At 55.1% G+C, this 13,000-nt stretch carries 14 protein-coding genes; 2 read left to right on the top strand and 12 right to left on the bottom strand.

The annotated features are described in order from the left end of the window. Positions 1 to 84: 84 nt before the first annotated feature. Positions 85 to 339, bottom strand: a complete 255-nt coding sequence (locus tag C4520_12065; protein ID RJP19817.1) for a hypothetical protein — start codon at positions 337 to 339, stop codon at positions 85 to 87. Between the two features lie 270 nt (positions 340 to 609). Between C4520_12065 and C4520_12060 the strand changes: the two genes are divergently transcribed. After that, positions 610 to 1,623, top strand: coding sequence for an HD domain-containing protein (locus C4520_12060; GenBank protein ID RJP19816.1), 1,014 nt, complete (start codon positions 610 to 612; stop codon positions 1,621 to 1,623). A 47-nt stretch (positions 1,624 to 1,670) separates the two neighbouring features. On the opposite strand, the gene C4520_12055 is transcribed toward C4520_12060, so the two are convergent. The 9 genes from C4520_12055 to C4520_12015 all read right to left on the bottom strand — a co-directional run bounded on the left by C4520_12055 (position 1,671) and on the right by C4520_12015 (position 10,415). Next, the gene (locus C4520_12055; protein ID RJP19815.1) at positions 1,671 to 2,489 is read right to left on the bottom strand and encodes an MBL fold metallo-hydrolase; all 819 of its coding nucleotides are present in this window, start codon (positions 2,487 to 2,489) and stop codon (positions 1,671 to 1,673) included. Between the two features lie 118 nt (positions 2,490 to 2,607). Continuing rightward, on the bottom strand, positions 2,608 to 2,922 hold the full coding sequence (locus tag C4520_12050) for a hypothetical protein (GenBank protein ID RJP19814.1): 315 nt from the start codon (positions 2,920 to 2,922) through the stop codon (positions 2,608 to 2,610). After that, positions 2,919 to 3,461, bottom strand: a complete 543-nt coding sequence (locus C4520_12045) for a DUF4416 family protein (GenBank protein ID RJP19813.1) — start codon at positions 3,459 to 3,461, stop codon at positions 2,919 to 2,921. The genes C4520_12050 and C4520_12045 overlap by 4 nt, the downstream gene beginning before the upstream one ends. Next, positions 3,430 to 4,140, bottom strand: coding sequence for an epoxyqueuosine reductase (locus C4520_12040; GenBank protein ID RJP19812.1), 711 nt, complete (start codon positions 4,138 to 4,140; stop codon positions 3,430 to 3,432). Before C4520_12040 ends, C4520_12045 begins: the two co-directional genes overlap by 32 nt. Then, on the bottom strand, positions 4,137 to 4,949 hold the full coding sequence (locus C4520_12035; protein ID RJP19811.1) for a rhomboid family intramembrane serine protease: 813 nt from the start codon (positions 4,947 to 4,949) through the stop codon (positions 4,137 to 4,139). Before C4520_12035 ends, C4520_12040 begins: the two co-directional genes overlap by 4 nt. Before the next feature lie 2 nt (positions 4,950 to 4,951). Then, positions 4,952 to 5,440: a hypothetical protein gene (locus C4520_12030; protein ID RJP19810.1), complete on the bottom strand. Its 489-nt coding sequence runs from the start codon at positions 5,438 to 5,440 to the stop codon at positions 4,952 to 4,954. A gap of 172 nt (positions 5,441 to 5,612) precedes the next feature. After that, positions 5,613 to 6,806: a M48 family peptidase gene (locus C4520_12025; protein ID RJP19809.1), complete on the bottom strand. Its 1,194-nt coding sequence runs from the start codon at positions 6,804 to 6,806 to the stop codon at positions 5,613 to 5,615. A gap of 203 nt (positions 6,807 to 7,009) precedes the next feature. Further along, the gene (locus C4520_12020; GenBank protein RJP19808.1) at positions 7,010 to 8,650 is read right to left on the bottom strand and encodes a thiamine pyrophosphate-binding protein; all 1,641 of its coding nucleotides are present in this window, start codon (positions 8,648 to 8,650) and stop codon (positions 7,010 to 7,012) included. Positions 8,651 to 8,933: 283 nt separating this feature from the next. Beyond that, complete coding sequence (locus tag C4520_12015; GenBank protein ID RJP19807.1) at positions 8,934 to 10,415, bottom strand: hypothetical protein; 1,482 nt, start codon at positions 10,413 to 10,415, stop codon at positions 8,934 to 8,936. Positions 10,416 to 10,742: 327 nt separating this feature from the next. On the opposite strand from C4520_12015, the gene C4520_12010 reads away from it, so the two are divergent. Next, on the top strand, positions 10,743 to 10,943 hold the full coding sequence (locus C4520_12010; protein RJP19806.1) for a hypothetical protein: 201 nt from the start codon (positions 10,743 to 10,745) through the stop codon (positions 10,941 to 10,943). Here the strand turns inward: C4520_12010 and C4520_12005 are convergent. Both C4520_12005 and C4520_12000 read right to left on the bottom strand, forming a co-directional pair. Continuing rightward, complete coding sequence (locus C4520_12005; protein ID RJP19805.1) at positions 10,933 to 11,403, bottom strand: hypothetical protein; 471 nt, start codon at positions 11,401 to 11,403, stop codon at positions 10,933 to 10,935. The two genes, C4520_12010 and C4520_12005, sit on opposite strands and share 11 nt — an antisense overlap. A gap of 75 nt (positions 11,404 to 11,478) precedes the next feature. Next, positions 11,479 to 12,612 (bottom strand): hypothetical protein, encoded by a 1,134-nt coding sequence (locus C4520_12000; GenBank protein ID RJP19804.1) that lies wholly within the window; start codon positions 12,610 to 12,612, stop codon positions 11,479 to 11,481. Positions 12,613 to 13,000 lie beyond the last annotated feature (388 nt).

Genomic DNA, 13,000 nt, shown 5'->3' with positions numbered 1-13,000 from the left:
GCCGCATCTCAATAACCTTTTTCGGGCTGGCTGAAATTCCGTTACGCGAGGACATTGAGCACCGCTTGTACGACTTCTTGCAAGCTACTGGGCAGGCTCTTCTGCCGGTTGTTCCATGGGCTGCTCTGCCGGCTGTTCCATCGGCTGCTCTGCCGGCTGTTCCATCGGTTGTTCCGTCGGCTGCTCCATGGGCTGCTCCATGGGTTGCTCCATGGGTTGCTCTGCCGGTTGTTCCATCGGCTGAGTTTGCTCTTCTTCTTGCCCTTGCTGCTGACCACAGGCAACAATGAGTGAACCGCCCAAGACGACCATCAACAGAACTGCTACTAACCTTTTCATTTGTTTCTCCTCCTCAGTAGAGATTCAGCAACGTTCATTTGTCGTGCCGCCCTCTGGAACTCAGTTGCCGACGCAGGAAGCGCCCAGCGTTCGCGACCTATTCCAAATTGAACCACATTATACACCAACAAAACAAATTTTTCCATTTCAGGATGCTTTCTTACGCCACGAACAAGAATTTCATTGACATTATTTGGCGAATTATTCTAAAATATTTCTACCCCAACACGCTTGCAGGTATCCTCGAGTCATTAGCTGGCCGCGGGAAAGATGGACCAGATAGCTGAAGGTGCTCAGTTTCTGCCTATCACGCTCCAGAGCTTGCGGGTGGATACGGTAACCAGCTTCGATATCTACCTGCGTATATCGGAACGCGCCGGCGCTGATCGATTTGTGCTGTACCGTGCCAGAAATATTTTGTTCACGGAGCGAGCACTATGGAACCTGGTCGAACAAGGAATTGAGCAGCTTTTTATCCATTTCTCGGAAAAACGAGAATACCATCGGTATCTTGAGAGAAATCTGGAGACCGTATTAGCTGATGACAAAGTCTCAACCGATGATAAGTCCGAATTGGCATATACATGTGCGACGGGGCTGGTTGAGGAACTCCTGGAGAATCCCAGGTCGGGTGAACACATCCAGCGCTCGAAGAAGCTGATCTCGAATCTCGCCAATTACCTGCTCACGGAATCTCGCGCTTTCTTCAGCCTTATGGCGGCCACCTCATTCGATTATTATACCTACACCCATTCGGTCAATGTCGCGATTTTCGGAATGGCGCTGTCTCACAGGCTGGGTGAATTCAGCATTCAGGAAATTAATACCATCGGGTCGGGCCTCATTCTCCACGACATAGGCAAAAGCGGCATTGACCGCAGCATTTTGAACAAAAAGGGGCCGCTCAACAAAAACGAATGGGTGATCATGAAGCAGCATCCGGAGCACGGCGTCAGGCTTTTGCGGGAGGTGGGGGAACTGAAAGAGGGCGTTCTGGCCATTGTGGCCGATCATCATGAGAAAGTGGATGGATCCGGCTATCCCCGCGGTCTGCGCGGTGATGCAATCCATCGCTACGCGCGCATCGCCGCCCTCGCCGATATCTTCGATGCGCTTACCACTGCGCGTCCTTATAAAATAGCCGAAAAGACGTTTCCCGCCCTCCAGATAATGCGTTCTGAAATGGAAGGCGGCCTCGACCAGGACCTGTTCCGGGAGTTTGTGTTGCTCTTGGGGCCAAAGGAATCGGCGGAATACCCTAACGATACGAAATTTCACAGGTGAAGCCGGACGCGAAATTTTGCTCCTGCTCTCAGGAGCATTCTGTTCCTCTAATCGATTTTCCAGCTTTCGCCGGGATTCAGCGCCACAACTTTTATGTGGCTGTTGCGTCTCCGCATCTCTACCGCAAACTGTTCAGGTGTGCCCGGCGCGCCACGGTCAAACAGCTTCTTCAGGCCTGGGACGGTGAGCGAAATGTTGTGATGAATCGGTATCACGACCCGGGCTTTCAGTTGCACCGCCGCTTCGGCCGCCTCGATCGGGTCCATCACCACTTTCCCCATGAACGGCAAGCTCAGGCCGTTTACCGGAAGCAGGGCAACCGAGATATCAAATCTCTCTCCGATCTCGTGAAGCTCCTTGATGTAGCGCGTGTCTCCGCCAAAAAACACTGAGCACGTTCCGTCGGAAAGAACGTAGGTGCACTCTTTCGCCGGGTGATCGGCCGGAAAAGCGCTCACAAGCAGTCGCCCGATCTTTTTCGATTGCCAGGGCGCCATCTCCAAGACGCTCGTAAATCCCAATCTCCTGAGACGGACAGCCGTCGGATTTTCGGGCACGACTGTCACGGTCGATTTATCCAAACGGGCGAGCCCTTTGATGTCACAATGGTCGAAATGGCCGTGCGATATCAAAATCAAGTCGAGCTTGGGAAGATCCTCAAGCTTCATTCCAATTTGACGCGGGTGCGTAACCACTCCCAGAATCGGATCAGTAAACCACGGATCGGTCAGGACATTCATTCCCGCCAATTCGATGAGCACGGTGGCATGACCGATATCCGTAATCTTCACCATGAAGTTCCGGTCGTCTTTGCGCTCGTTCGGTGGCATCTTCTTCTCCCCGTCAGCGGAAACCGCATATCCCATCCTAATTTTCCCTTATTCACTCCGGCCGGCACATATCGCTCAACTCGAGCGGGCCCAGCCGCGGGATCGGTTTATGGTTATGATTGAAGAGCATCCCATTTGTCCGCAGGATTTCCTCCTACCGTCCCGCAAGATCGCCGGTCGGCTCAGTCCAGGTGCGCAGGATCTTCACCTTCATCTGCGGGCTGTAAATCAATGAATAGTCGCGCAGATACACTACAAGCCCGCCACTGCGCGAGCAGTAAGAGAATGGATCGACGGCGGAAATCGTCTCATATCGCTCGCCCGATCGAAGAGTCACCCGCAAATGATATAGCCGGATCTCTGCATGCGCAGGCGGATCGATTGCAAAAATGATGATAAAGAAAACCATTCCCTGAAGCGCATGCATAACGAAACGAGAGATCGCGCTTCGCGCTGTACCTGCTCTCATACGCCCACTCTCTTCAGGGTCTCAAGATATCGGCTGCGCACAGACTCGAAAAAATGAAGATACGCCTCAGTCTTGTAATCGGGATACGTCCATGGCCACGGATTAAACCTTCTATTCGCATAATGGAGCGTCACTTCGGCGAAGATGCCGTCTCCAAGGTAGATGCGGTGCGAATAATCTTTTGTCGATGCCAGCACAAGCTTTGAGAGCGCAATATAGCCGGGGTCCAGATTAATGAGCCGTCGCTCGCTCCCGAGCCGTTGCGAGATTTCTCGCTCGACCTCGTTCGTGTACAATTTTGCGGGAGCAAGCTCCTTCGGATTAATCAGGCTCTCGAATGCGACAAATTTTCTCAGCAGGTTCGGCCCCATCTCCTCGGCGTAATAATTGGTGAAATCGAATGGGATCAACTCGCTCGCGACATCGACAGCTCCGAATTTTTGAATCAGCTCTTTCTCGGCAATTGCGAAAAGCGCAGGCGAACCCGCCAGCATTCCCACCAGCAGTTTAACCGGGCGAGGCGTCTGAACCTGTCCCATCGTTTGCGTCCCTCCCCGCAGTTTTCCCCCTGCAAGCGGAAACGCACAAACCGCAAATGTAATGATCGTCTCCTAAGAGATCATTGAACCGAATCAGTTGCTGAAAGCACGCCATCAGATCGAATTGCGCCGGCTCTTGCGCGATCGCGCCTGCCGGGCACACGCGGACGCATCGGCTGCACGCACCGCAGCTCTCGCCTGTCGGAACATTCGGTTCGAGCGGCAGATCGGTCAAGACCGTCACATACCGCACCCGCGCGCCAAAATCAGGATTCACGAGCAGGATGTTCTTTCCGATCCAGCCGTGTCCCGCATAGCGCCCGATCAGCTTGTGAGAGAGATGCCCGCGAAGCTTTTCCCAGTCCACCACGCGGGAAGCCGGGATGCACTCCGCCCGCGCGCCCATGCTCTTCAGCTCTGCCGCAACATCCGTGGCGAGCGCATCGAGCAACGCGTTCACCCTCAGGTATTCGGCGCAATAGCCCGCCGTCGGGCCCGAGACGATATCCGCCAGCGCGGCTGGATTCAACCGCACTCCGAGGGATATCCCGCGAGTATAGTCATTATAGCAGGAATCGAGCAAATCCGTTTCCGCCCGGATCACGTCCAGATCGGCGACACCGAACAGAGATGCTCCCGCGGATATGGCAAGCGCCCTCAGTCGATCGGCCTCCCTCACTCGTCCCTCCGGCGCCCGCGGGCCTTTTTCAGAATCTTGCGCTCCTTGCGCGACAGAGTGTGGATGCCCTCGCGACTGATCTTGTCGAGGATCGGGTCGACTTCCTCCTCGATAAACCGAAGCCAGTCTTCTTCTTTTTTCTGTCGGCGCGCCGAGCCGATGTTGACCTTGATTTTGGGGAGCGAGAAACGAAACGTGTGGCCGTACTTGACATAAATATAACCGAATAGGATACCCCCAAGATGCGCAAACCGGGCGATCCCTCCACCGTACGCGCCGGCGCTGACCGTCATGTACAATTCGAGCAAACCGAACAGGATGACAAAATTGCGGGCGCGCATGGGAAACATGAAAAACACGAGCACGATCCGATTCGGAAACATCATGCCGAAGGCGACCAGGATGCCGAATATGGCGCCGGACGCGCCAATGGTCGTCGTGTTGCTTCCAAGACTGGTGAGAAAACTGAGCAGTCCGGCTCCGACTCCGGAAAAGAAGTACAGGGAAAGAAATGAGCGCGTCCCCCCCGTCTGCTCGATATCGCGCCCGAACATCCACAAGGCAAACATGTTCCACAGGATGTGCATCAGGTCCAGATGCAGAAACATGTACGTCGCCAATTGCCAGACCATCCCGTGAAGGACCGCATTCGCATTCAGCCCGAGGATCGCAGCAATCGGAAAACGAAACGCGGCGGCAATGATATTCTGCAGCAGGAAGACGGAAACGTTGGCGATAATCAGCCACTTCACGGCCGGCGGCATCATGATGGGATATTGGAATCGCGAATCTCTATAATATCTTCCCATATTCACCACAAGTGATACCACTTCTTCTCTTGAACAGCTTCGACAGGCGCATCGCTCTCTTGCGGTTCCTCAGGTTCCGCGGCCATATCTTTTCTTAAACTGAAGGTCACCGAATATTCGGGAAGCGTCCCGAAGTAGCGCGTTGTCTCGAATGGGAGATATGAGGGGAACCTGACGGAGATGGTATGAACCTTTTCCCTTTGTATCTGAACCGAGCCCACAACCATCTCATTGCCGACGTACCGAGAATACTTCGGGCGGCTCGTGTATCCGAAAAAAGCGTCATCCACGTAAATCTCCCCCAGCGTCCTTGTCTCCTCCGGCAGAGTCTCGACGTTTTCCAACACAAGATACACCGCGGTCGTGGCCGCCGCTCCTTTTTCTGTCCCGGGAATCCGCCAGCCGGTCAGATTCGAGCACGCGGTTGCAACGCTCAACAGGAGAGTGAGCGGTAACAAAACGAATTGGAAGAGAACGCTTTCTCTTTTCACTGGATCACGAGCCCCTTTATTATCTCATCTGAAATCTGGAAGTGCCGTTGTGGCTTTGACCATAGGGGCGACCCGGCGGGTCGCCCGATAAGGGCGCTGTTTCACGTCGCGGCCTTGCCGCACTACACCTTACTGTATTTCAGTGTAATCAAAAGCCGAGCCCTTTTCAACCTCAATGGCCGCCGCCCGTGCTTTCAGGAAAGACTTCGTGTGCGTGCCGAATCCTCTTGCTGATCGGCGGGTGTGAATATAGAAGGATTTCCACGAGCCGGCTTGGCTCAAACTCGGAGAGGTTCTGCCGGCCCAGCTTGGCCATCATCGAGATGAAGGCGCGGGGATTACGGGTCACCCTGAGCGCGAAGTCATCGGCACTCCGCTCGAGTCGTCTGGTAAAGCCGTTGATAATCGGCAGGAAGACCAGGGAAACCCCGCTGAAGACCAGCACGAGAAGCGGAAATCCCGCAATGTCGGCGACGCCGCGCAAGCCGAAAGTGTTCGAAAAAGCGTTCAGGACGAGGTAGGTAATGTAGAATCCGAGGAAGAAGATGAATGATTGGAAGATGAGCCCTTTCCAGATATCCGCATGTGTGTGATGACCCAGTTCATGGGCAAGCACGACCTCTATTTCATCGCGCCGATACCGCTCGAGAAGGGTGTCACCCAAAATGATTCTGCGCGTGTTGCCGAGCCCAACCAATGCCGCGTTCGCCGCCCGAGTCTTGCGGCTCATATCCATCTCATAGACTCCTTCTACCCGCGTCCCTACCTTCTCGGACAGAGCAAGGATGCGCCGCTTCAACTCTTCATCCCTCAGTGGAATGACCTTATAGAAGATCGGCAGCAGCACGACGGGCGCAAGGACGGTCATGATGACGGCGAACAGGACGAACAGCAGCGCCCCGATCGCCCACCACGTATTTGGATAATTCCGGAGCAGCCAGTAGACCACCTCAACAAGTGAGACCCCGATCACAAAATTTACCAGCAGGCCCTTCACCTGGTCCCACGCCCATCCTCGGAGATTCTGAGTCGATTGGCCGTATTTATGCTCCAAGACATAGCTGCCGTAGAAATCGAGCGGCAACCCGATCAGCTCGAAGAGAGCGCCCGTTACGGCGACATACAGCAGAACCACAACCCACGGATTCCGGGACGCTGATTCAACACCGCGCGCCACGGCCGGCGAAGCGCCTGAAAAAAAGAAGAGAACAAGAAAGAGAAGACCCACCGCCAGTTCGATCACAAAGAGGCGCCGCTTCTCGCGGTTATATGTTTTCGCCTTCTCGTTTTCCTGCTCTAGCGGAATTCCATCCTCTTCTTTTCCGTTCTTCTCCGTCTGTTCTCCGGACGCCTCGCTATTTGTCATTGGGGACAAGCCTCAAATGTGGATTCCGCTGCAAAACCCCTTTTGGTAGGGCCGAATTCATTCGGCCGGTCTTGAATGTGCGAGTAACTTCGCATTTACCACGGCAGAAGTGAAACCAAAAAATGGACTTTTACAGCAGAAAAAATGCCAACAGACGGGCAGGTTTAAAACCTGCCCGTAGCGCCGCCAAAATTTTCCGCAGACTACATCTCCTGCAGGCCCGGCCCAATTTCCGGATCGATCATCACGTTCACGCAGGCGGGCAGGCCGGAATCGAGCGCGCGCTGGATCGCCGGTCCGATATCCTGCGGCCGCTCGACGAATTCTCCGTGGCCGCCCATCGCTTCTATTATCTTGTCATATCTTCGCGGGGCAAGCCTGCATCCGACGGTGATTCCCTTCCTGTTCCTCAGCGGGCGCTCGATCATTCCCCAGCACGCGTCGTTGCCGATGACGGCGACAAACGGGACGTTGTGACGCAGCGCCGTGTCGAATTCCATCAGGGTGAGCCCGAAGCTGCCGTCGCCGGTGGTAACGATCACCTTTTTCTCCGGATGAGCCAGCTTGGCGGCTATCGCGTAGGGAATGCCGACGCCGAGACACCCGAAGATCGAGGATACCAGCGAGATGAATTGGCCGGGGCCGACGGCCGGAAGCGCCAGATTGCCCCAGACGCACATATCGCCGCCGTCCGTGCAGAGGATCGTGTTCTTATCGATGAACGGCGTGATCTCTCTGCACAGCCGCAGCGGATGAATGGGGATCTGATCGGATGTAAACATCGGCTCGAACATCTGCCGCATCTGCTTGCGCGCCTCTTTAAGCTGCGCCGCCCATTCGTGAAACGATACCTTCTTTACACCGCTGATGAATTGCCGCAGAACAAGCTTCACATCGCCCGCGATGCCGACGTCGGGCGTGCGGCCGGTGCACAGCTCCGCCGGCTCGATGTCCACTCTGATCATCTTGAGCGACTGCGGGAGGAACTGCGCGTTGAAGGTGAACCCGAAGCGCGTGCTCAACATGATCAAAAGATCGCTTTCGTTCAGCGTATTGCGGAACGAAGGATCGAACGTGAAACCCGGCCCCATGCACAGGGGGTGATCGTCGGGAACCGAGCCGCGCGCCGAACTGCGCGTATAAACGGGGATTCCCGTTTTCTCGACGAATTCCTGCAGTTCCTTGTATGCTTGCGACCACCAGATGCCGCCGCCGGCTATGATGACCGGTTTTTTCGCCTTCGCGATCAGAGCAAGCGCCCGTTCCACCTCGCTGGGATTGCCTGCCGGTGGGGATTGCATCCGGTGGCAATCGGGAAGATAGACGGAATCGGCATCGACCTCGCCGAATGCCTGATCCATCGGGATCTCGATGAAGGCGGGACCGGGCCGGCCGCCGGTTGCATGCCTGAGCGCCATCCCCATATATTCCGGGATGCGGTTGCCCTGGTAAACCGTGCGCGCGAACTTGGTCATCGGCTTGACGACGTCGATCTGGTTGAAATCCTGAAGCGCTCCCGTATCGAATTCGTGAATCGAGGCGTGACCCGCCATCGCCAGGATCGGCGTGCCCCCCGCAAAAGAATTCGCGATTCCGGTCAGCATGTTGGTGAAGCCGGGACCCGCGGTCCCGATACAGACCCCCGGTTTTCCCGTCGCGAGCGCCCATCCCTCGGCCATATGAGCAGCCGACTCCTCGTGGCGCACGTCGATCACACGGATGCCTTCCTCGACACAGCCCTCCATAATTGGATAGATATGACCGCCGACCAGCCCGAACAGAAATTTTACGCCGTCATTCTTTAACACCCGCGCAGCCAGCGCGCCGCCCGTCATCTTCGACATGATACAAATCCTTTCGTTTACAGGTTCAAAGGGGCACTTTCAATTCGAGCCACCATTATATCAGATTCCCCCAAAACCGCGGACGGGCTAAATTATCTCTGGGAAAGCAATGGAAAAGGAGCATTCACATCCGCTGATTTCGCAGATTTTCATTGATTAAAGACGAAAAATTCTTCTCTCCCGCACCGTAGGGGCGACGGATAAAGGCAAGAGAGGAAGTTAGAAGGACGCGGCTGGCGCCGCGTATCTTGGATTCCTGCTTCCGCAGAAATGACAAAAGGACTTACCCGCGCATGACCTTGCGCGATTTGTAGCCGGTTCGCGTGCGCTCGGCTTTCTCGAGTTTCTCATCGACGAGCTCGCGGCGGATCTCGACGCCGTGGTACAGAAACGATTTCTGCACGAAGTCGAACTGCCTCTCGATCGCCTCGCGAGCCGATTTGTACCCGTGCACGAGCGCCAGATCCATCAGCTTGCGCGATGCATTGAGCGGATTGTGGAACATGGTCGGATCTTCCGGATCGGGCTCGATCATGATGATCGTCACTTGCGGGTTCTCCGATTTGTAGCTCTCGATCTTTCTCAGCAGTATCTGGTGGAGGATGCTGCGGTATGACTGCTCCAGGATGCCGAGCGGACCGAAATCCTTCATGAGGCCCGGCTTTTTGCTGATGAACGGCACCAATGGATTGACGCAGATGATCAGGTCGGCGCCGTGCTCGATCGCGATATCGAGGTTGGCGGCATTGCAGATGGCGCCGTCCACGTAATAGCGTCCGCCGACATGGACCGGGCTGAACGTGAGCGGGAGAGCGGTTGAAGCCTCGACCGCCTTGGAGATGGACACCTTCATATCGCCCGCCTCGCCGAACACGCGTCTCTCGGTTGTGTCGAGGTCGGTCGCGATTATGTAAAGCTCCGTTCCGCGTTTTTTCAACTCGCGAAAGCTGTTGGTCCCTCCGGCGTCTTCCAGCACGTTTTCGAGGAACACCCTGATGCGATCGGCCGAAAGAAAGCTGGTCATGAAAAAGCTGGAAAGAAAAAGCGGGATATCTTTGTTGGGCTCGTTCCAGAAATCTATCAAGCCGCGATACAGGTTGGGCAGAAAAGAAGTCACCTTACCTACAAATTCGGAGACGTTCGGATAATAAATTTGCGCCCATTCGAGCCGCCGCCGTTCGAGCATCATGCGAAACGGGATTTTGTTGGCCGCGCAGGCCGCGACAAATGCGCCCGCGCTGATGCCCATGTAGATATCGAAGTCGCGAATCCCGTAATCGTAGAGGGCTCGGACCGCTCCGAACTCGATGAATCCGCCCAGTATGCCGCCGCCCTCGAGCAGCAGCGCCGTCTTCCCCTTCCCCCGACGCTGCGCCAGCAGCATATCCGCGAATTCGCCGGCGCATTCGACCTTGTCACAGTAGAAGTCGACGCCTCCGACGCGGCCCCACGTGTACGGCGGCACGGAAGGGTCGTCATTAATCAGGCCGATACGGCCGCTGTAGGACTTGCGCAGATTCTTGAGGGAGGCCATGAGCCTTGATGCGCCGTTGCCGGGAAACAGGAGAAGAATCCCGTTCAGATAATAGGTGAGAAATGAGTGAGCCGACTCGAAATCGGTGCAACTGAGGATTTCCAGTTTGGCGTTTCTTTTTTTGGCGGATTCGCGAAGGATTTTCTGGACGTGCAGAAGCTTTCTGGAATTCTCTCCGACAAGAAGCAGCCGGGCGGAATGGTTCAGGTTCAGCAGTTCCTTTCGCTCCATATCGCCTCTGTTCCTCGGAAGTCTCCGGCGCTTACTGATGATTCTAACATGCGCAGAAATGGCTTGTAAAGCCGGGAATAGTGTTAATCTCGGGGCGGGAAACGCATCTCAACATATTTGAACACGAGCAACCCGCATAGGACGCACGTCCGGGGCATCTCCTTTGAACTATCCGCAGTGCCGGACTTGTCGGACCCGGCGCGCTTGAGGCAATCAAGGCGCACAAGAAGATTTGATGCATCCGCTCTTCAAGCGAGCTGCTGTGATAAAATGAATGGCGGCCGTTCTGGCGGCCGCCATTGAGCAAAGAGGGGGACCTGATACTTCATGTATTCAGAGAAAACCGCGCCCATGCGGATTGTGAACATCGAGGAATGCCTGTACTGCGTTTATTATCAGGCGCTCGGATGCGCCGGGAGCCTCAAGTTCTGCACGTATCTGAACGTCCTTCTCGAACACGGCTCCGGCACTCCCAGGTGCCGGCATATGGCGCCAATCGAGGGCGCCGACCGGCCGATCAGCGGTTGAAAACCAGCCGCGTGATAGTATGCGGGTCATCAAGGAAGAATGGTCCGCGCTCGGTCATGCCTTCGATCGTGCCAAAATCGGCATTTATAATCGTTTCGATTTCACGCCCGTCAGTCAAAGTGATAACCGCGGGCACTACGTACATGATTCGCGGTATGTCCTCAGTTTTCTTGGAAATCCAACCTGTTTGGCGAATCTCTTGTACGGTCTCAATCGGGATCTCGACCCTTGCCGACGCTTTTTGAACAATGAAGCTATCGATCGGAAGACCGAAGTGGTTACGAATGACGAAATCATGAACGGTGACAACCATCGGGCCGGTGCAGAGCGTTCCCGGATGGTACAGCGCTGCCGGCATAACGGCGCGGTCCAGGGTGAGCGTGATCGTTCTCGCGTTTCCCTGCTCGCCTCGCGCGGCGGAAGTAAATCCTGCCAGCAGTGCCAGGACGAGCAGCAACATGAGACCAGCCTTAACAGTCCGTATCATCGATTTCCTCCAATCAGGTGGTTTGGCTTCAGGGCGGAAACGTTTCCTTTATCTGCTCAAAATCTTTATTTCTATACGTCTATTCTCCGAACGTCCTTCGGGCGTCTCGTTTGAGGCGATCGGCTGCGATTCACCGAATCCGCGCGTTCCTACTCGTTCGGGATCAATTCCCTGCGAGACCATGAATGACTTGGCGGATTCCGCGCGTTTCTCCGAGAGCACCTGGTTGAATGCGTCCGACGCGATATTGTCGGTATGTCCTTGAATTTCAACCTTCAAGCCGGGGTTCTCTTTCATGACGCCGGCGTTCTTCTCGAGCACCTCGACGAACTGGGGTTTGATGTCCCATTTGTTGTAGTCGAAATTGATGCCCTTGATCACCCAGCATCCCATCGAGTTCACCGTAGCGCCCGCTGGTGTCTCGGGGCAGCGATCCTGGTAATCGGGAACTCCGTCGCCGTCCGAATCGAGCGGGCAGCCGAACTCATCGACAGCCACACCGGCGGGAGTATCCGGGCAGCGATCCTTCCAATCGGGAACGCCATCGCCGTCGGCATCGCCCTCGACGGGAGCGGCCGTTTCAGTCGGTTCAGACTCCGGCAGTGACGCTCGAGCCGAGCGGTTAAATGCGAGATAGGTAACCGTATGCGGGTCCGCCACAAATATTTCTCCGAGATCGGTCATGCCTTCGACCGTTCCGAAATCGGCGTTCATCAACGTGTCGAATTCTGTCCCGTCAACCAGAACCATATGGACCGGGACAACATAGGCGATCCGCGGAATATCTTTCGTGTTCTTCCTAATCCATCCGGTCTGCCTTATTTCGCTGACCGTTCCAATGGGAATCTCGGTACGGGCCGAAGCGGTCTGAATCCAGAACCCGTCAATCGGTTCGCCGAGGTAGTTCCGGATGGCGAAATCAAAGACCGTGACCGTTTCCGAATCCGTCCAGAACAGGCCGGGGTGATAAATGCTCACCGGCATCACTCGCCGATCCAAAGTAACGGTAATCGATTCGGCGCCTCCCTGGCCGGCGACTGCTTCCATCTGCATGCCGGCAGTCAGCGTCAGCGAAAGTACAAGCATAAGGACTGCATGCACGACCTTCATTGTCACGATTCCTCCCATCAAACGGCCTATGTCGAGTATCTTTTTCCCGCAAAGTAGCACGAAGCATACCATTGAAAGAAAAACAGGCCAAACAGCGGGCTTTCTCGCCCTTATAAGTCTCTGTAACAATTTGGTTTAATCCTATTTTGACAATTCTTTCACAATGCTGGATTATGTTGTCTTCAACAGGAGGCTCATCGGCAAAAAAATGCGCCGGCAATTTACATTTTTGTTATATGAGAGGGGATTTAGGTGCAGCATCCGCCCGTTTTTCCCGTTTCCCGTATTGTCCCGAAAAAAAAGCGCCCGCCCCCTCAAAGCCTTTCTCAAAAGATATTCATCTTATTGGCTGTAACCCGCGTCACAGCGATTCCGCAAACCGGGTGGGGAATTCCCACATAAGTTCTTGAGTTGCCTTAAGTAATCCCACCAGCAGATTTCTTGAGCAAAGTCGCGATCA

It is taken from the genome of Candidatus Abyssobacteria bacterium SURF_5 (assembly GCA_003598085.1).
Lineage (GTDB): Bacteria > Abyssobacteria > SURF-5 > SURF-5 > SURF-5 > SURF-5.
This window is presented reverse-complemented; position numbering and strand designations above follow the sequence as displayed.